The following is a 17950-nucleotide window of genomic DNA, read 5'->3' on the forward strand; positions in this document are numbered from 1 at the left end:
TCTCCTGTTCAACTGCCCAACCCGCCCGCAAGCGTCGGGAAATCCAGCGGCCTGAATCCATAATGCTCCAGCCAGCGCGTGTCCGCGTCGAAGAAGGCGCGCAGGTCCGACATGCCATATTTCAGCATGGCGAGGCGGTCGATGCCCACGCCGAAGGCGAAGCCCTGGTAGACGTCCGGGTCGTGCCCGCAGTTGCGCAGCACATTGGGATGCACCATGCCGCAGCCCAGAATCTCCATCCAATCCTCGCCCTCGCCGAAGCGGATTTCGCCGCCCTGGCGCCGGCACTGCACGTCGACCTCCATCGAGGGCTCGGTGAAGGGGAAGAAGGAGGGGCGGAAACGCAGCTTCACGCCCTTCACCTCGAAGAAGCTCCTGAGGAACTCCTCCAGCACCCATTTCAAATGGCCCAGATGCGTCGACTGGTCGATCACGAGACCCTCGACCTGATGGAACATCGGCGTATGGGTCTGGTCGAAGTCGCAGCGATAGACGCGTCCCGGGCAGATCACGCGGATCGGCGGCTTTTGGGAGAGCATGGTGCGCACCTGCACCGGGCTCGTATGGGTGCGCAGCAGCTTCTTCTCGCCGGCCTCCGGCGAGAGGAAGAAGGTGTCCTGCATCTCGCGGGCGGGGTGGCCCTCGGGGAAGTTCAGCCGGGTGAAATTATAGTCGTCGCTCTCGATGTCCGGCCCCTCGGCCACAGCGAAGCCCATATCCGCGAAGATGACCGAAAGCTCGTCCATCACCTGGGAAATGGGATGGATGCGGCCGCGCTCCAGCGGGCTCCGCGCGGCGGGCAGCGTCACGTCGAGCGTTTCGGCCTGGAGCCGCGCCTCCAGCGCCGCCTCGGCGAGGGCGGCGCGGCGGGCGGTGAGGGCCTCGGTCGCCTTGTCCTTCAGCGCGTTGATCTTGGCGCCTTCGGTCTTGCGCTCCTCGGGCGACATTTTGCCCAGCGTCGAGAGCAGCGCCGAAATCGCGCCCTTTTTACCCAGCGCGGCGAGACGCACGGCCTCGAGCGCCGGCTCGTCGGCGGCCTCTGCAATCTGGCGGAGCGTGTCTTCTTCGAGTTTCGCGATATCGGTCATGTCGGCGCGTCTGTTTGCGGAATAGGCGGTAAGCGCCCGTCATTGCGAGCGAAGCGAAGCAATCCAGGGCGGCGATGGCGACCCCTGGCTTGCGTGGCGGCTTTCCCCTCGCAATGACGGCGGAAGCCAGAGCCTGCTCCGCTGCCTGAAAGATTTCCCGCGCCTTCTGCCACGCGCGGGGCCTTCTGTCGAGGCTAGGTCGCCGTTCGCGGCCTGTGGGCGAAAAGCTGGGCCAGGGCCGAGGAGGCGACGCGCGACTTCACATCGTCGGCGCGGCTGGTCAAAACGATCGGCACGCGGGCGCCCAACACGACGCCCGCCGTGTCGGCGCCGGCCAGAAACACAAGCTGTTTGGCGAGGATATTCCCGGATTCGAGGTCGGGCGCGACGAGAATGTCGGGGTCGCCAGCCACCTCGGAGGCGATATGCTTGGCGTCGGCGGCGTCGCGCGAAATGGCGTTGTCGAAGGCGAGCGGACCGTCGAGGATCGCGCCGGCGATCTGGCCGCGGTCCGCCATTTTGCACAAAGCGGCGGCTTCGACGGTCGAGGGGATTTTCGCCTCGACGGTCTCGACCGCCGAGAGGATGGCGACCTTCGGGCGTTCCATGCCGATGGCGTGGGCGAGGTCCACGGCGTTGCGCACGATGTCGCGCTTGATGTCGAGCGCGGGCGCGATGTTGATTGCGGCGTCGGTGACGAACAGCAGTTTGTGATAGGTCGGCGCGTCGATCACGAAGACATGGCTGATGCGCCGATCGGTGCGCAGGCCCGTGCCGTCGCGCACCACGGCCGCCATCAGCTCGTCGGTGTGCAGCGCGCCCTTCATGATGGCGTGAAGCTTGCCGCGCCGTACCAGCTCGACCGCCTGATCCGCCGCCGCATGGCTATGCGGGGCCTCGACGATGTCGACGTCCTCGAGCGAGACGCCGGCCTCGCGCGCGGCCGCCTCCATTTTCTTGCAGGGGCCGATCAGCGTGGGCACGATTAGCCCCTTGTCACGCGCAGCGAGCGCGCCTTCGAGCGAGGGCCGGTCGCAGGGGTGAACCACCCCCATGCGGATCGGCGGCAGGGATTGCGCGCGCGTGACCAGCTCTTGCAGCAGCGCCCCGCGCGGCCGGGCAAAGACGGCGCTCCAGGGCGGAGGGGCTTTGCCGCTGTCGCACTCGCTCATCTCTTTCGCCCTTTCAGATGGCCGGGTCGCGCGCCAGCCGCTCGATGAAGAATTTCGCCGCCCGCGCGTAAGATTGGTCGTTGTCGCCGCGGAAGTCGAAACCTTGATGAAAGATAAGCTCCCCGGACGACGCCTGCGTGATGGAGACGCCCAGGCTCAATATCAGCGTGCTCACCTTGTTGACGACGCCGGTCATGACGAGATCGGCGCCGGCCTTCTTGCCGAGCGCGGCGGCGCAATTGCAGGTGCGAATATAGGTCTGGGCGAGGAGCCTATCGAGCTCGTCCTGCACCGCCGCGCGGTCGACGATCTCATAAGTGCCCTGCGCCGCGAGCCCCGAGGCGATGGCGTCGCGCACGTCCGCGAGCCGCCGCGCGTGCTCGGCGCGCTGATCCACGGGTTCGTTGGAGGTGTCGATAATTTCGAAATCGAGGACGAGAAGACGTTTCCCGGTCTTGACGCCAGCCTGCGCAGGGGCCGCGAAGGGAAGAAGCGCCGTCGCAGCGATGAGCCGCCGCCGGTCGAGCATCATCCCTTGGCTCCATATTTGTGCAGATGCGCGCCATGCGCCGAAAGCCATGCCTCGGCGCGATCGGTCTCGGGACACAGGCGGCGCGCCAGCGACCAGAACCGCGGCGAATGGTCGAGGTGCACCAGATGCGCCACCTCATGGGCGGCGAGATAGTCGAGAACGAAAGGCGGCGCCATGATCAGCCGCCACGAAAAATTCAGCGATCCTGTCGATGAGCACGAACCCCATCGGCTGACCGGATCGCGCAGCCCGACGCCGCGCGGCGGCAGGCTCAGCGCCGAGGTGTGCCGCGCGACGGCGTCTTCGAGGTCGCGACGCGCCTCGCGCTTGAAGTGATCCTGCACGCGCCGGTGCACATGCTCGGCCTGGCCGGCGACGCAAAGCGCCAGCCGCGTCTCTACATCGTCGCGCTCTTCCGTCCACACGGTGCCGCGTCGATCGGGCAGATGGATGACGGCGTGATCGACGCCGCGCAAAGGAATGAGCGAGCCATGTGCGAAGGGAATCGTCTCGGGCAGCCGGTTCAACCGCGTGGCGATCCAGGCGGCGTGACGCTGCGCGAAGGCGCGCGCCTCGCGAATCGAGGCGCGGCTCGGCATGGTGAGAACCGCGTCGCGCGCGGCGAATCGAACCCTCAGGGTAAAACGCCGCGCAGTGGTCGCGCGGCGCAAAGCGACGACGATCGTTTCGCCGGCGTGTTCTAACGTAAGGAGGGACGTTCCCTTGCCGGAAGGGCCGTCGCGCAAAAGGCGAAGCATGCGGACATGCTAGCGAAAGGCTGCGTGAGTCGCGAGTTCGAAAAACGCAACTACCGCAAAAAATTCGCTTGGCGTAGACTTGCGAGTCGTCCTGCGCCGCGGTGAGGGCGCGTGATAGGAGATCGGCTTGTTCGGGCGGCGTCATTCCCGACGCTCGCTCGAGCGAGTGATCGGGAATCCAGAGCAAAACCGGCGCTTTTGTGGCTCTGGATTCCCGGTCGGGCTTTCAGCCCGCCGGCAATGACATGCCCCAGTGCGAGCTATTCAAACGGAAATGGCGTTACAGATAACGCGCCAGATCCTTCGCCGCTTCCTCGGGTTTCCGGTTGACGTTGAAGGAAGTGACGAAGCGGCCGTTCTTGTCCATCAGATAGACAACCGTGGTGTGATCCACGGCGTAGTCCTCATCCTTGCCCGGCGCACGCTTCGCGTAGATGCGATAGGAGCGCAGCATGGGTTCGAGCTGCGCGCGCGGGCCGGTGAGGCCGGTGATGCGCGGGTCGAAATTCGCCAGATAGTCCTTCAAAACGTCCGGCGTGTCGCGTTCGGGATCAACGGTGACGAAAAGGCCGCCGACCTTCGCGTCGGGTCCCAGCGCGCGCAAAATCTCCGACATCTCGAACAGCGTCGTGTGGCACACGTCGGGGCAATGCGTGTAGCCGAAGAAGATGAGATAGGGCTTGCCGAGCAGCTCCTTCTCATTGACCTGCGCGCCCGTCTGCGACGTCAGTTGAAACGGGCCGCCGATGGCGGAGGCCGGCGGCGCAGGCGGCGTGTTGCTCGTTACGGCGACGAAGACGCCGAAGATAAGGGCGAAAACTGCGCCCGCGCCGATGAGCAGGCCTTTGGAGATCGCAGGACCGTTCGCCGCCTTTTTGTCGCCGCGCTTGTTCCTGCCGTTTCCCTTCACCGACCCTCTGGACATGCGTGCCTTCCCTGCGTCTTGTCGGCCGTCGCGTTACGGCGTCTCGTTTTGATTTGCGAACTTATCCGCCTGAATCGAATTCCGCAAAAGTTGGCCGCTTTCGCGATGGAGAACTCGCTTCGCTTATCGGTCAGCGCGGTTTCTTGTCGCTCCGCCATTCGAGTCCAGCGGAAAGCAGGCCAGGCGATGTGCGCGTCGAAGTCATCGCGCCGTCGGTCTCGAGTTTCGCGACGTCGCGCCGTGGCATTCTGTCCTTCGGGTGCGGGACGATCGTAACGTCGACGGCGCTGCCGGGCTTTGTTCTCCAGATTGACGGCGGCTGCAAGCTAGAGGGCTGCCGGCCGTGGCTCGGGGCGCTTGCCGCATGCGCCCGGTTGCGACGGCGAACCTCTCCGACACGAATTTAGCCCGGCGCAGCGCATTCGCCAAGTCACGGCTTCCACGGCTTTTCGCCTGCGTGAAGATGCTGCGCTGCAGCGCGGATGCGGGTGGGGCGAGAATGATGTAGCTTCCGTCTCCGCCGATTCCCAGCGAGAGCGCCACGTCATGAGCCAAGCCAGCGAAAGTCGCCCCAACGCCGTCCCCGGTAAGATTCTCGTGGGCGCGGCGCATGGCGGGGCGGGGGCGCGCGCCTATCGCTATCTGACGCTGTCGCTCGGCAACCGCCACGGGCTTATCTCCGGCGCGACCGGCGGCGGCAAAACGGTGTCTTTGCAGCTCCTCGCGGAAGGCTTCTCCAATGCGGGCGCCTCGGTCTTTCTCGCCGATGTGAAAGGCGACCTTTCGGGCCTCTCCCAACCGGGCGACGCCAAGCCACCCTTCGTCAAACGCGCCGAGGAAATCGGGTTGGATTACGAGCCCGACCGTTTTCCGGTGGTCTATTGGGACGTCTTCGGCGAGCAGGGCCATATGGTGCGCGCCACCGTTTCGGAAATGGGCCCGCTGCTCATCTCCCGCCTGCTCGACCTCAACGAGACGCAGGAAGGCGTCATCAATATCGTCTTCAAGGTCGCGGACGAGCAGGGGCTTTTGCTGCTCGATCTGAAGGATCTTCGCGCCGCGCTCGCCCATGTCGCCGAAAACGCGGCGGAATACAAAGTCAAATACGGTAATATCGCGCCGGCCAGCGTCGGCGCGATTCAGCGCCAGCTCCTCGTGCTGGAGACGCAGGGCGGCGACAAATTCTTCGGCGAGCCGGCGCTGGAGATCACGGATTTCATCCGAACGGATCGCGACGGGCGCGGCGTGGTGAATATTCTCGCCGCCGACAAGCTGATGCGCGCGCCCAAGCTCTACGCCACTTTTCTTCTGTGGATGCTCTCGGAGCTTTTCGAGACGCTTCCCGAGGTCGGCGACCAGGATAAGCCGAAGCTCGTCTTCTTCTTCGACGAGGCCCATCTCCTTTTCGACGATGCCCCGAAGGCGCTGCTCTCGGCGATCGAGAAGGTTGTCCGGCTCATTCGCTCCAAGGGCGTCGGCGTCTATTTCATCACGCAGAATCCGCTCGACGTGCCGGACGCCGTCTTGGGCCAGCTCGGCAATCGTATCCAGCACGCGCTGCGCGCCTTCACGCCGCGCGACCAGAAAGCGGTGCGCGCGGCGGCGGAAACCTTCCGCAAGAACCCCTCTTTCGATACGGCGGACGCCATCATGCATCTTGGCGTCGGCGAGGCGCTCGTCTCCATGCTCGGCGACAAGGGCGCGCCCGAGATCGTCGACCGCGTGCTGATCGCGCCGCCCGCCGCCCGCGTCGGGCCGGCGACGCCGCAGGAGCGCGCCGCGGTCATGGGCGAGAGCAAATTCGCCGGCAAATATGACACGCCGGTCGATCGCGACTCGGCTTACGAGAAGCTGCAGGGGGGCGGACAAAACGCCGCAGGCGGCGGCTTGATCGGGACCATCGGCTCCGTGTTGGGCAAGCTCTTCGGCTCGGCCAAGGGCAAGAATCTCTCGCCGGCCGAGGCCGCGCTGCGGTCGGCCGTCCAAAGCGCTGCGCGCACAGCGGGAAATCGCATCGCCAAGGAAATTTTGCGCGGCGTCCTGGGTGGCATCAGTAAATAGAATCTTAAGCTTCGCGAAGTGTCGGGACGCCCCCGGCGACGCTTTCGCCGGGCCTTTATTACGGAATCTTAATCCCGACTTTAGCGAGTTGTCACGTAGCGGTCATTTTCCTGCCCGTCGTTTCCGGCCTATACTATCCTCGTTGCGATCGGCGAATGCGCGATCGACCGTCGCGGGCTTGCCGCCCCGGGAGCCCGTCAGGGGAGGGACGAGATATGGCGAATACTTTGCCCATCGTCGCGGAAGGCGGGCTCGCCCGTTACCTTGCCGAAATCCGCCGGTTCCCGATGCTGGAGCCGCAGCAGGAATATATGCTCGCCAAGCGTTGGCGCGAACATGAAGACCCGAAGGCCGCTCACGCGCTTGTCACCTCGCATCTGCGCCTCGTGGCCAAGATCGCCATGGGCTATCGCGGCTACGGCCTGCCGATCGGCGAGATCGTCTCGGAGGGCAATGTCGGCCTGATGCAGGCCGTCAAGCGCTTCGAGCCGGACCGCGGCTTCCGCCTCGCTACCTATGCGATGTGGTGGATCCGCGCCTCGATTCAAGAATACATCCTGCGCTCCTGGTCGCTCGTGAAAATGGGCACGACGGCGAGCCAGAAGAAGCTCTTCTTCAATCTGCGCAAGGCCAAGAGCCGCATCTCCGCTTTCGAGGAGGGCGATCTGCGGCCCGAGAATGTCGAGAAGATCGCGACGCGTCTCGGCGTCTCGCAGCAGGACGTGATCGAGATGAACCGCCGCATGGGCGGCGACGCCTCGCTCAACGCCCCGCTGCGGGAGGAGGGCGAAGGCGAATGGCAGGACTGGCTCGTCGACGAGAGCGACGACCAGGAGCGCATTCTCGCCGCGCAGGAGGAGAGCAACAATCGCTTGAAGGCGTTGCGCGGCGCGCTCGACGTGCTCAACCCGCGCGAACGCCGCATCTTCGAGGCGCGCCGCCTCGCCGACGATCCGGTGACGCTCGAGGCGCTTTCCGAAGAATTCGGCGTCTCCCGCGAGCGCGTCCGCCAGATCGAGGTCCGCGCCTTCGAGAAAGTGCAGGCGGCGGTGAAGACCGGCGTGGCGCGGATCGAAGAGACGCACGCCGCGGCGATGTGAGGGGGCGAGAGCCCCTTCACGCGCTCTCCCCGTCATTGCGAGCGAAGCGAAGCAATCCAGGGCCACGATGAGGCTCTGGATTGCTTTTCTTCGCTCGCAGTGAGTAAGCGGCGTTAGCGCGCTTTCCGCTCGCATGGAATCATACGAGATCCGCTTGATTGGTTCGGTGTCATTCCCGACGCTCGCGCAGCGAGCGATCGGGAATCCAGAGCCAAACCAGCGCTTTTGTGGCTCTGGATTCCCGATCGGGCCTTCGGCCCGTCGGGAATGACAAGCCCCAATCCGAGCTATTCAAACGGAAACGGTATCATGCGAGCGATGAGAAAGCGCGCAGATTCAGAAAGGAACGCGCGCTAAGCGGCGATGTCGAGGCGCTTCAGCTCGGCCTCGAACTCCAAACGAAGCTGATCCCGTTCGGCTTCCGGCAGCCAGTTCGACATTTGAGGGAAGAGCAGCCGCTTCGCTCGCAATGATGAACCTTTAACCGCAAATTCCCTTCAACGCATCCCACTCTTCCTCGCTCAAAAGCGGCGGCGCCGTTTCGCCTTTGTCGGCGGCTTTCAGCGCCTCCAGCCGGTCCGCGCTCAGCGGATGGTCGTGAAGAATGCTCGACGGGCCGCCGCCGTCCGCGCCGGTGATGCGCACCAGCAATTCGCCCATGGGCTTTGCGGGCCGGCCGAGCGCGCCGAGCGTCCTGGCGGCGAAAGCGTCGGCCTGCGCCTCGTTGTCGCGCGAATAGGCGGCGGTGAACACGGAGTTGCCGATGACGACCATGGCCGAGCCCCCGGTCACGTCGCCGAAGACAAGGCTGACGAGCATGGCCGCGCCGCCCGTCTCGACGAGGCGGCGCAGATGGTCGCGGTGCTCCAGATGCCCCAGCTCATGGGCCAGCACGCCAATGACTTCGTCCTGCGAGCGGGCCTTATCCAGCAAGCCGGAGAGCAGATAGACCTTGCCGCCGGGCAAGGCGAAGGCGTTCGGCGTCGTCGCGGCGACGACCTCGATCGTCGCGGGCAGGCGCAGATGGGCGGCGCCCTGGAGGCGGCGGGAGACCTTCTGCAAGGCCTCCACGCCCTTGGGCGCGTTGCAGCTTTTGCCGGAGAAGGTCTTGCGCGCTTCTTCGTCGGCGCTTTCGCCGAGTTTCTTTTCCCAGTCCACGGGAATGGCCGGGGCGATGAGGCCGGCCATGCGCGGCACGCCGCCCCAGAGAAAGGCGCCGAAGATCACGCTGGCGGCGAGGCCATAGACGAGCCTCTTGCGCCCTTCGAGGTTGGGCGCGTCCTTCTCGCCCAAAAGCAGGAGGCAGTGGCGCGCAATGTCGGCCTGCGTTTGCGGATCGTCGATTTCGAGCCGGGCGCCCTTCGGCGCGCCGAGCGCCGCGAGCCGCATGAGGCCGCCGGGCGGCGGCAGCCGGCGAACCTCCGCATAGGGCCAGGCCGCGACGAGGACGCCGTTTTCCACGATTTCGAGCGCGGGGCCGAAGATGAGCGTGACGGCGCGGCGTCTTTCGACATAGCCGTCGAAAAAACTGGCGCTGCCGGTCGCTTCCCTCGTCACGCGCCCCTCCTCGACCGAAGGCTAGCACCGCGAGAGCCAAAGATAAAACGCGGCGCTATATTGAAAGGCGAAGCGCAGCGGGAGATCGATTATGTCGCATTGGTTTATCGCCGGCGCGAGCCGGGGCATTGGTTTGGAGCTGGCGCGCCAGCTCGCGCTCAGGGGCGCGCGCGTCACCGCGAGCGTGCGGAGCGAAAACGGCCGCGCGGCCTTGCAGGAGGCGCTGGCGCCGCTGGGCGACAGGGGGCAAATTCTCATCTTCGACACGCGCGACGCGGCGCAAATTCATGCGGCCGCCGCGGAGGTGAGCGAGCCGATCGACGCGCTTGTCGCCAACGCCGGCGCCTATGGGCCGCAGCGCCAATCGACGCTCGATATGGATTTCGACGGCGTGCTCGATCTCGTCAACATCAATACGCTGGGGCCTTTGCGCGTCGTTCAGGCGTTTCTGCCGCTTCTGCGGCAGGGCGAGCGGCCGCGCATCGCGGTGATGTCGAGCGTGCTGGGCTCCATGGCGCTGGAAGGGACGTTCAACGTCGGCTACCGCCTCTCCAAAGCCGGGCTCAACAAGATCGTTCAATGTCTCGCCGACGATCTGAAGCCCGAGGGCGTCGCGGTCATTTCCATGCATCCGGGCTGGGTGCGCACCGACATGGGCGGGCCCGACGCGCCGGTCGGCGTCGAGGAAAGCGCCGCAGGAATCATTGGCGTCGTCGAGCGACTGACGCTCGCGGATACGCGGCGGTTCGTCGATTACAAGGGCGCGGAAATCGATTGGTGAGCGCGGCCGACAGGCCCTCTCCCCAACCCTCCCCCGCCATAGGGCGTCTGCAAGACGCCCGTCTCTCGACGGGCTATCGCGGGAGAGGGAGCGGTTCGTCGTCTTCATCAAGAATGCTGATCGTAAGCGTCCCCTCTCCCGCTTTAGCGCAGGGCTGTCCGGGGAATGAGTCGAAAGGTCGCGGGCGCATGCCCGGTTTTCCCGACGGTTGTCGGGTATTTTCCGGTTGTCGAGACTGGAAAAAAGGACCGGACATGCCCGTGCACTCTACTGTATTCGCCCAACTGCTCAAGCCGGTCGATCGGCGCGCCTTCAAGCAGATCGTCGAGCGGCATGGCGGCGACGCCTACGACAAATCCTTCAAGAGCTGGGATCACCTCGTCGCGCTCATCTACGCCCAGCTTGCCGGGGTCTCCAGCCTGCGCGCCCTCGTTCCCGCCTTCAACGCCGACGCGCGCGCGCATTATCACCTCGGGACGCGGCGGCTCGCGCGCACGACCCTTTCCGACGCCAACGCCCGCCGGCCCGTCGCCGTCTTCGCCGATCTCTTCGCCATGCTCTCCGGCGCGCTCGACCGTCATACGCGCCGGGAGGGCGCGGACATGATCCGCCTCATCGATTCGACGCCCATCCCTTTGAGCAAATTCCTCGATTACGCCCGCTCCAACGGCCGCACTCACGGCCTCAAAATGCACGTGGTCCATGACCCGCGCGCCAATCGGCCCCTTCGCGCGGAAGTCACGCCCGCCAATGTGAACGACATAGAGATCGGCAAGAAAACCGATATCGAGCCGGGCGCCGCTTATGTCTTCGACAAAGGCTATTGCGACTATCGCTGGTGGACCGAGATCGCCGCGCAAGGCGCTTTCTTCGTCACCCGGCCGAAGGCGAACGCCCGCTTCCGGGCGATCGCCGCCCGCCCGCTCGACCCCGAAAGCGCGCGGGGCGACGGCTTCGCCGTGATCGCCGACGAGGAGGTGGCGCTGGCCAGCAAAGGCGATTCCAAGCTGCCCATGCCGCTGCGGCGCATCACCGTGGAAAGAGACGAGGCCAAAGGCCGCATCGTCCTCATCGTCAACGACATGCGCCGCCCGGCCGCGGAAATCGCCGCGCTCTACAAGGGCCGCTGGGCAATCGAGCTGCTGTTCCGTTGGATCAAGCAGCATCTCAACATCAAGAGCTTCATCGGCGAGGCCGAAAACGCCGTGCGCCTGCAGCTCTTCGCCGCGATGATCGCCTTCACCCTGCTGCGCATCGCCGCCTGCGTCCACAAGATCGACATGGCGGCACTGCGTTTCGCCGAGCTCGTCGGCCGCTTCCTCTTCGACCGCCGGCCGATCGCGCTTATCGACAAGCCGCCAATCAGGCCCAAGCCCGGCCGAGACTTCTCTAGTCTGCAGCTCCAGCTCGCGGCCCTATGATTTCCCCGGACAGCCCTGCGTGAAACGGGGGAGGGACAGGGAGGGGGCGCCTCCTCATTGTCGATGGCTATGAAGGCTTGCATCGCGCGGCGTCTACAACAAGACGGACTACGAACCGCAGGAATGAAACCCGACAGGAAGTTCGAATGGACATTGTCGAAACCGACCGGCTGATTTTGAGAAACTTTAGGCAGGGCGACGCCGCCAATCTGTTTGCCTATCTGCGTCAACCCAGGTCGAATTGTTTCGTCTCACTCAGACTTGCGGATATCGACGCCGCGCAAGCGGAAGTGGAGACGCGCAGTCGCAGTGATGAGCATATCGCTGTGTGCTTGCGGGGCGTCGACAGGCTGATCGGCGATTTGTTCTGCGTCCATGAGCCGCCCGACACATTTTCTGTGGGGTGGAACTTCAACGCGGATTTTGGCGGCGCCGGCTACGCCACCGAAGCCGCGCGGGCGCTCGTCGAGTATTTGTTCACGGTGAAGCAGGCCCGGCGTCTCTACGCCTATGTGGAAGAAGACAATGTCGCCTCGCAGCGCCTGTGCGAAAGATTGGGGATGCGGAGGGAGGGGCTGTTCAGAGAGTTCGTGTCCTTCGTGACCGATGACGACGGCGCCCAAATATTCGAGAACACGATGCAATACGCCATCCTGCGTAAAGAGTGGACGGCGCGACGATAGCCGTCCAGGTCTTCCAGCTTGTTGTTCGACTATGAAGGCTGGCGACGCGCCGCGGCCAACGCCTCGCGCGCTTGCGCCTCCAGCGTCTCGGCCGCTTCCTTGCTGAGCCGCCCCCTTGGCGTCGCAATATCGAGCGTCGCGACGACGCGGGCGGGGCGCGGCGAGAGCAGGAAAATCCGGTCCGCGAGCGCGATCGCCTCGGCGATGTCGTGCGTCACGATCAGCGTCGTGATGCGTTTCTCCTCGATCAGCGCTGCGATCTTGTCGCGCAGCGCGCGCGCGAGCGCGGCGTCGAGCGACACGAGCGGCTCGTCGAGGATGAGAAGGTCGGGTTTGAGGGCGAGCGCCCGCGCGAGCGCCGCGCGCCGCGCCAGGCCGAGCGACAATTCGCCCGGATAATGCGTTGCATGCTCGCCAAGCGAGAGTTCGTCGAGCAGCGCGGCGATCTCATCCTCGCTCGCTTCCGGCGCGGCGATGCGGATATTGTCGGCGACGCTGCGCCAGGGCAGCAGGCGGGGCTCCTGAAACACCATGCCGAGCCGGCCATGGGCGGGCAAATGAATATCGCCGGCATAATCATGGTCGAGCCCGGCGATCAGCCGCAGCAAAGTCGTCTTGCCGCAGCCCGAGGGGCCGACGAGGGCGCCCGCCTGTCCGATCGGCAGAGTCAGGCGCAGATCGTCGAGCGCGCGCAACGCCCGCCCGTCGGCGCTCCTGTGATCCTTATGCGCGATCGCGACGTCGAGCGCCGCCGCGCCGCCAGCGGGCGACATGTCGTTCAAGGGGCTGCACCAGAAAGGTTTCGACGGCGAGCATGAGGCCGACGAAGGGAAGAGCGTAGGCGAACAGCAGCTTCATGTCGAATTGCTGGAACGCCATATTGATCTCGAAGCCCACGCCGTTGGAGCGCCCGAGCAGCTCGACGACGAGCACGATCTTCCACACGAGCGAGAGGCCTGAGCGCGTCGCCGCGGCGAAATAGGGCGCAAGCTGCGGCAGGACGACATGCTGCAACCGCACGGCCGGTGAGAATTTGAAGGCCTGCGCCATTTCCTCGAGCTGCGGATCGAGCGCGCGGGCGCCTTCGCGGATCATGACGACGGCGTTCGGCAGCTTGTTGAGCGCGACGGCGCCGATGGCGGCCGCCTCCGTCAAGCCCGCCCAGACATAGGCCAAGACGATCACGACCAGCGCCGGCAGATTGAGCAGCGCGACGAGCCAGGGGTCGAGCAGGCGGTCGGCGATCCTGTTGCGGCCCATCAGGTAGCCGATCGCCGCGCCGAGGCTCATGGCGAGAACGAAAGCCGCGATCACGCGCGCGAGCGTGATCGCGAGATTGGAGAATAGCGCGCCGGAACGCGCTTCCTCCATGATCGCCTGGAATACGAGCGCCGGCCCCGGCAGGCGCCGCGGCTCCGAGCACCAAGCGCCAATCTGCCAAAGGCCGAGAAGCGTCGCGAGCGATATGAGGCGGATCAACGCGCGGCGGCCTCGCCGCCCTTGTAAAAGGTTCCCGGCGCGAGGGTTTTGCCGGGGCCGACGAGCTTCTCGCCCCCTGTCTCGGCCAGCACCTTGTAGAGCGCGGCGGCGTCCTTCTCCTCCTCCGCAATCGGTCGCTTGGGGATGCCCGCGACATAGCGCTTGCGGTAGATGTCGAGCGTCGCGGCGTCCTTCTGGCCGATGCGGCTCGCGGCCGCCGCCCAGGCTTTGTCGTCCGTGGCGATGAGCGCTTTGGCTTTGCCCGTCATCGCGAAAAACCGGGCCAGCGCGTCCTTGTTTTTGGCGGCGAAAGCGTCGTCGAACACATAGCCGGTGATGACGACATTGCCTTTGGCGCCGAGCGCCTTCTCCACATCGACGATGTCGATCGCGCGCGCGAAACCCTTGCCTTCGAGGTCGGCCGCGAAATTCCAAAATTCCAGCGCCGCGTCGATTTCGCCCTGCAGGGCCTTTTCGGCGATGAGCGGCGGCGCGCCATAAAGAATGGTGGCGCTTTTCGCGAGATCGACGCCTTGCTTCAGCGCGAAGGCTTCGAGCATCAGCCAGCTTTTATCCAAAGGCCCGCCGGCGACGCCGAGCTTCTTGCCGACGAGATCCTTCACGCTTTTGATCGAGGCGTCCCGCGTCATCACCGCGCCGACCCCGGTGGAGTAGGGGTAAAGCGTGAGCTTCGCGCCCTGGGCGCGCTCGCGCGCCACCCAGAGCCAGTCCGAAACGATAAGATCCGCGCTTCCGCCCTGAATGGCGATCTTGCCGGCCTCTGGCGAGGCAAGCTCCGTCACCTCGAGCTCCAGCCCTGCCTCCTTGTCGAGGCCGAAGGCCTTCACGACGGCCATCTCCCAGCCGGTCGTGCCGGTCTTCTGCAAGGCGAGCCGTAGTTTTTCCGCCTGCGCTGGCGCGGCGAAAAGAACAGCGGCGGCGAGAAAGGCGAGGCGTTTCATGTGCTTTCCTGGATTAGGGGCGATGGTCTTACCGCAGGAAAAGCCCTGCGTCGATGCGCTACCGGGTCGCGCGCGCGAGCATTCGGTCGTAAACTGCAAGGGTTTCCGCGACATGGCGCTCCAGCGTCGCCGGCGACGCCCAATAGGCGTCATAGGCACGGTTCGACATTTGCGCGATCACTGCGTCGTTTCTCAGCTCGCGGATGGCGGAGGCAAGCGACTCTCCGTCGCCGCTCTTGAACCATAATCCGGTAACGCCATCCTCCACCGCCTCGCGCGCCGCACAGCCGTCGGCCACGATGACCGGCGTGCCCATCGCCTTCGCTTCCAGCGCGGTAAGCCCGAAGGTCTCGTACCAGAGCGAGGGAAACACCAAGGCGCGCGCAGCGCGCATCGCCGCGCGCACCTCTGCCGGCGAGCGCCAGCCGAGGAGTTGCGCTTGCGGATAGCGCGCGGCAAGCTCCCCGGCGATCGGGCCGTCCCCGATGAAGATCGGCGTCACGCCCACCCGCTGCGCCGCTTCGGCGAAGAGAAACGCGCCCTTTTCGGCCGAAAGCCTGCCCACGAAAAGGAAGCCGCCGTCTGTCGGGTCGCCCTTATGGCCCAGCGGCTCGGCTTCCACCGGATTGGTCACGCGATGGATGGCCGCACCTGCCGGCAGACAGGAGGCGAGCACTTTCTCCTGCAGATCGGAGAGCAGCAGAATATCTGAAAAGGTTTCAGCCAGATGCGCGACATGCTCGGCGATGAAAAGGCGGATGTTGCGCCATAACTTGAACGGATAGTTGCGCGAGTCGCAATGCGTCGTCCAGCAGGCGAAGGACATGGGCTTCAAGGGGCAGACTTCGTTTTTCTGGAAATTGTAGAATCCGCCATTCGGGCAGCTCAGGAAGAATTCATGCATCGTATAGGCGGCGGGCAAGCCGCTCGCCTGTATCGGCCTGGCGATCGACGGCGACAGCGCCTTCGCCCAGCCATGCACATGGACGATCGCTCGCTCCCTCGCGAGTGCGCTCAGTGTCTCGTCGAGCGCCTTTGCGGCTTCGAAATTCCAGATTCCCTGCCGGGCCGCGTCGAGGCGGGAGGGATTGCCGAGAATATCATGCTGGCCGAGACTAACGGTTTCGACGCCGGCCGCCTCTAAGCGCGCATCGGCCGGGCCGCAGGCGGAAAAGAAAATCACCCGGGCGCCCGCGGCCTTCAGGCCCAGCGCGCTTTCGATCGCGACCTTGGATTGGCCGCCGCTGACAAAGGCATGATCCACGCAGATGACGACGGTGAACGGGCGCATGGCGGCTCCAGGGAAAAGACGCGGAACCTTACCGAGGCGAGCTTGCGCGGGCGTAAATGCGCGGCGCCCTCAATGTATTCATAGGTTTAAAGCTAAGCTTTATTAATCTTTTGCGCGCAATTCTGGCAACTGTGCAATTATCGAGTGCTTTGTCTGCGAAACGCGTTGCGAGCGAGAGACAATCCATTTGATTTTAGCGCGGGCACGGGAAGCGCTTCATGGATAGGGCGGACATGGACTGCAGCGGCTGCGGGAAGCCTTCCATGCTCGGGCTGAAAGCAATACAGCACGCGGCTCTGGAAGGCGTCGCGCGCGACCAGCCCGTGAAGGCGATCATGAACCGGCTCTGCCTTCAGGTGGAGCGGCTGGCGCCGGGCGTCATCTGCTCGATTCTGTCGGTGGACCCTCTGGGAAAATTGCGTGTGCTGGCGGCGCCAAGTCTGCCGGAGGATTATTCCGCCGCGATCGATGGTCTGCTGATCGGCCCGTCGGTCGGCTCCTGCGGCACGGCCGCCTATTTCGGAAAATCCGTCGAGGTGACGGACATCGCCACCGATCCGCTCTGGGCGGATTTCAAGGATCTCGCTTTGCCGATCGGGCTGCGCGCCTGCTGGTCGTCGCCCATACGCGCCTCCGACGGCCGGGTCATCGGCGCTTTTGCCTTCTATTACCGCACCTGCCGTGGCCCGAGCGCGCTCGACCGCACCATTGTCGAGGCCTGCATAAACCTTTGCGCCATTGCTCTGGAGCAGGAGGAGCGCAAAGCCAGCATCCATCGCCTCGCTTATTTCGACGGCCTGACCGGGGTCGCCAATCGCGCGGCGTTCGAAAAGCGTGGACGCGAGGCGGTGTCGGAGGCGGTCAAGAACGACTCCAGCCTCGCCATCCATTGGATCGATCTGGACGGCTTCAAGAATATCAACGATACGCTTGGTCACGGGGCCGGAGACGCGGCGCTGCAAATCATCGCCAAGCGGATTGCGGACGTGCTGCGCTCTGGAGAGTATCTCGCCCGGATCGGCGGCGATGAATTCGTGGTGCTCCAGCAAGCCGCCGGCAAGCAGGAGGAGGTCGAGGCGCTCGCCCGCCGGCTGATCGCGGCGGCGAGCGAGCCCGTCGATTTCGGCTTCGGGGTCTTCACCTCGATCGGCGCCAGCATCGGGGTCGCGCGCGCGCCGCAGGACGGCCTGGCGCTTCCCGATCTGATGAAAAAGGCCGACCTCGCGCTCTATGAGGCAAAGCTCGCCGGCCGCAGGCGGTTCTGCTTTTTCGACGCCGAGATCGAAGCCCATTTCGCCTCGCGCTGGCAATTGGAGCAAGATCTCAAGCTGGCGCTCGCCCGTCAGGAGTTCGAGCTCTATTTCCAGCCGATCGTCGATCTTGCCGAGGCGAAGCTCGCAGGCTTCGAGGCGCTGCTGCGCTGGCGCCGGCCGGGCCACGGTTTGCTGAGCCCGCCGCTGTTTCTCGACATCGCCGAACGCATGGGGCTGATCAACGACATTGGCGCCTGGGTTTTGAAGGAGGCCTGCACATGCGGGGCGTCGCTGCCGCACCCGCTTCGCGTCGCCGTCAATCTCTCGCCGACGCAATTGCTCAAGCCCGGCTTTGCGCTGGAGGTGGCCAGGATCGTCGGCGAAAGCAAATTCTCCCCACGCCGGCTCGAGCTCGAAATCACCGAATCGGCGCTTTTTCTGGAGAACAGCGCCACGCTCGCTTGCCTGAAGGATCTGCGGCGCCTCGGCATTTCCGTCGCCCTCGACGACTTCGGCACGGGATTTTCGGCTTTGTCGCATCTGCGGGTTTTCCCGGTCGACCGGATCAAGATCGACCGGTCCTTCGTGCAGGAGGCCGACAAAAACCCCGAAACGGCGTCGATCATCCGCGCCATCACCGGGCTGGCGCGGGAGCTCGGGGTCAGGACGACGGCCGAGGGAATCGAAACCGAGGCGCAGTTGCGCAAGCTCAAGAGCCTGGGCTGCGACGAAATCCAGGGCTATCTCGTCAGCCGCCCCAAGCCGCTCGGGGCCTTCCAGAATTTGGAGGAGCTGGCGGTCGGCGGCTCCCGCCCGGCGAAGACGGCGTAAGCGCGGCCATTCGTCCGCCAGTCCTTTGGCTGGAGCCTCGCGCATCGCCTTCCGAA

16 protein-coding genes are annotated in these 17950 nt (G+C 65.0%); 6 read left to right on the top strand and 10 right to left on the bottom strand.

Translation table 11 applies throughout. The features are described 5' to 3' along the window. Window positions 1-8: 8 nt before the first annotated feature. The 5 genes from pheS to QMG84_RS04840 all read right to left on the bottom strand — a co-directional run bounded on the left by pheS (window position 9) and on the right by QMG84_RS04840 (window position 4475). Entirely contained in the window at window positions 9-1088 is a 1080-nt protein-coding gene (pheS, locus tag QMG84_RS04820) for a phenylalanine--tRNA ligase subunit alpha (RefSeq protein ID WP_281930835.1), read from the bottom strand. Window positions 1089-1282: 194 nt separating this feature from the next. Further along, on the bottom strand, window positions 1283-2260 hold the full coding sequence (locus QMG84_RS04825) for a bifunctional enoyl-CoA hydratase/phosphate acetyltransferase (RefSeq protein WP_281930837.1): 978 nt from the start codon (window positions 2258-2260) through the stop codon (window positions 1283-1285). Between the two features lie 13 nt (window positions 2261-2273). After that, window positions 2274-2792 carry a DUF3280 domain-containing protein gene (locus QMG84_RS04830; RefSeq protein WP_281930839.1) on the bottom strand — a complete coding sequence of 173 codons (519 nt, stop codon included), beginning with the start codon at window positions 2790-2792 and terminating at the stop codon, window positions 2274-2276. Further along, on the bottom strand, window positions 2789-3550 hold the full coding sequence (locus QMG84_RS04835; RefSeq protein WP_281930840.1) for a M48 family metallopeptidase: 762 nt from the start codon (window positions 3548-3550) through the stop codon (window positions 2789-2791). The genes QMG84_RS04830 and QMG84_RS04835 overlap by 4 nt, the downstream gene beginning before the upstream one ends. Window positions 3551-3830: 280 nt before the next feature. Then, window positions 3831-4475, bottom strand: coding sequence for an SCO family protein (locus QMG84_RS04840; RefSeq protein ID WP_281930841.1), 645 nt, complete (start codon window positions 4473-4475; stop codon window positions 3831-3833). 546 nt (window positions 4476-5021) lie between these two features. Between QMG84_RS04840 and QMG84_RS04845 the strand changes: the two genes are divergently transcribed. Continuing rightward, a complete protein-coding gene (locus tag QMG84_RS04845; RefSeq protein WP_281930843.1) occupies window positions 5022-6536 on the top strand; it encodes a helicase HerA-like domain-containing protein in 1515 nt (504 codons plus the stop codon). 215 nt (window positions 6537-6751) lie between these two features. Next, window positions 6752-7636, top strand: coding sequence for an RNA polymerase sigma factor RpoH (rpoH, locus tag QMG84_RS04850; RefSeq protein WP_202072859.1), 885 nt, complete (start codon window positions 6752-6754; stop codon window positions 7634-7636). Window positions 7637-8116: 480 nt separating this feature from the next. On the opposite strand, the gene QMG84_RS04855 is transcribed toward rpoH, so the two are convergent. Continuing rightward, complete coding sequence (locus QMG84_RS04855) at window positions 8117-9193, bottom strand: M48 family metallopeptidase (protein ID WP_281930845.1); 1077 nt, start codon at window positions 9191-9193, stop codon at window positions 8117-8119. 91 nt (window positions 9194-9284) lie between these two features. Between QMG84_RS04855 and QMG84_RS04860 the strand changes: the two genes are divergently transcribed. The 3 genes from QMG84_RS04860 to QMG84_RS04870 all read left to right on the top strand — a co-directional run bounded on the left by QMG84_RS04860 (window position 9285) and on the right by QMG84_RS04870 (window position 12078). Beyond that, window positions 9285-9974, top strand: a complete 690-nt coding sequence (locus QMG84_RS04860) for an SDR family oxidoreductase (RefSeq protein ID WP_281930846.1) — start codon at window positions 9285-9287, stop codon at window positions 9972-9974. Window positions 9975-10228: 254 nt separating this feature from the next. Next, a complete protein-coding gene (locus QMG84_RS04865; protein WP_281927877.1) occupies window positions 10229-11395 on the top strand; it encodes an IS4 family transposase in 1167 nt (388 codons plus the stop codon). Between the two features lie 146 nt (window positions 11396-11541). Then, window positions 11542-12078: a GNAT family N-acetyltransferase gene (locus tag QMG84_RS04870; RefSeq protein ID WP_281930848.1), complete on the top strand. Its 537-nt coding sequence runs from the start codon at window positions 11542-11544 to the stop codon at window positions 12076-12078. 29 nt (window positions 12079-12107) lie between these two features. On the opposite strand, the gene QMG84_RS04875 is transcribed toward QMG84_RS04870, so the two are convergent. From QMG84_RS04875 to QMG84_RS04890, 4 genes are read right to left on the bottom strand one after another with little or no spacing between them, the layout of a single operon-like run. After that, a complete protein-coding gene (locus tag QMG84_RS04875) occupies window positions 12108-12851 on the bottom strand; it encodes an ABC transporter ATP-binding protein (RefSeq protein WP_281931917.1) in 744 nt (247 codons plus the stop codon). Then, a complete protein-coding gene (locus QMG84_RS04880) occupies window positions 12802-13557 on the bottom strand; it encodes an ABC transporter permease (protein WP_281930849.1) in 756 nt (251 codons plus the stop codon). Before QMG84_RS04880 ends, QMG84_RS04875 begins: the two co-directional genes overlap by 50 nt. Next, window positions 13554-14519, bottom strand: coding sequence for an ABC transporter substrate-binding protein (locus QMG84_RS04885; protein ID WP_281930850.1), 966 nt, complete (start codon window positions 14517-14519; stop codon window positions 13554-13556). Before QMG84_RS04885 ends, QMG84_RS04880 begins: the two co-directional genes overlap by 4 nt. 58 nt (window positions 14520-14577) lie before the next feature. Continuing rightward, window positions 14578-15810 carry a glycosyltransferase family 4 protein gene (locus QMG84_RS04890; RefSeq protein WP_281930851.1) on the bottom strand — a complete coding sequence of 411 codons (1233 nt, stop codon included), beginning with the start codon at window positions 15808-15810 and terminating at the stop codon, window positions 14578-14580. A gap of 218 nt (window positions 15811-16028) precedes the next feature. On the opposite strand from QMG84_RS04890, the gene QMG84_RS04895 reads away from it, so the two are divergent. Continuing rightward, complete coding sequence (locus tag QMG84_RS04895) at window positions 16029-17894, top strand: putative bifunctional diguanylate cyclase/phosphodiesterase (RefSeq protein WP_281930853.1); 1866 nt, start codon at window positions 16029-16031, stop codon at window positions 17892-17894. The last annotated feature ends 56 nt before the right edge of the window (window positions 17895-17950 follow it).

Origin of the sequence: Methylocystis iwaonis (assembly GCF_027925385.1) — a bacterium.
GTDB lineage: Bacteria > Pseudomonadota > Alphaproteobacteria > Rhizobiales > Beijerinckiaceae > Methylocystis > Methylocystis iwaonis.

Coding starts and splice junctions, on each gene's coding strand:
- QMG84_RS04865 (WP_281927877.1), top strand. CDS start 10,229: ATGCCCGTGCACTCTACTGTATTCGCCCAACTGCTCAAGCCGGTCGAT.
- QMG84_RS04845 (WP_281930843.1), top strand. CDS start 5,022: ATGAGCCAAGCCAGCGAAAGTCGCCCCAACGCCGTCCCCGGTAAGATT.
- QMG84_RS04870 (WP_281930848.1), top strand. CDS start 11,542: ATGGACATTGTCGAAACCGACCGGCTGATTTTGAGAAACTTTAGGCAG.
- QMG84_RS04885 (WP_281930850.1), bottom strand. CDS start 14,519: ATGAAACGCCTCGCCTTTCTCGCCGCCGCTGTTCTTTTCGCCGCGCCA.
- QMG84_RS04860 (WP_281930846.1), top strand. CDS start 9,285: ATGTCGCATTGGTTTATCGCCGGCGCGAGCCGGGGCATTGGTTTGGAG.
- QMG84_RS04825 (WP_281930837.1), bottom strand. CDS start 2,260: ATGAGCGAGTGCGACAGCGGCAAAGCCCCTCCGCCCTGGAGCGCCGTC.
- QMG84_RS04890 (WP_281930851.1), bottom strand. CDS start 15,810: ATGCGCCCGTTCACCGTCGTCATCTGCGTGGATCATGCCTTTGTCAGC.
- QMG84_RS04840 (WP_281930841.1), bottom strand. CDS start 4,475: ATGTCCAGAGGGTCGGTGAAGGGAAACGGCAGGAACAAGCGCGGCGAC.
- QMG84_RS04895 (WP_281930853.1), top strand. CDS start 16,029: ATGGATAGGGCGGACATGGACTGCAGCGGCTGCGGGAAGCCTTCCATG.
- rpoH (WP_202072859.1), top strand. CDS start 6,752: ATGGCGAATACTTTGCCCATCGTCGCGGAAGGCGGGCTCGCCCGTTAC.
- pheS (WP_281930835.1), bottom strand. CDS start 1,088: ATGACCGATATCGCGAAACTCGAAGAAGACACGCTCCGCCAGATTGCA.
- QMG84_RS04830 (WP_281930839.1), bottom strand. CDS start 2,792: ATGATGCTCGACCGGCGGCGGCTCATCGCTGCGACGGCGCTTCTTCCC.
- QMG84_RS04835 (WP_281930840.1), bottom strand. CDS start 3,550: ATGCTTCGCCTTTTGCGCGACGGCCCTTCCGGCAAGGGAACGTCCCTC.
- QMG84_RS04875 (WP_281931917.1), bottom strand. CDS start 12,851: ATGTCGCCCGCTGGCGGCGCGGCGGCGCTCGACGTCGCGATCGCGCAT.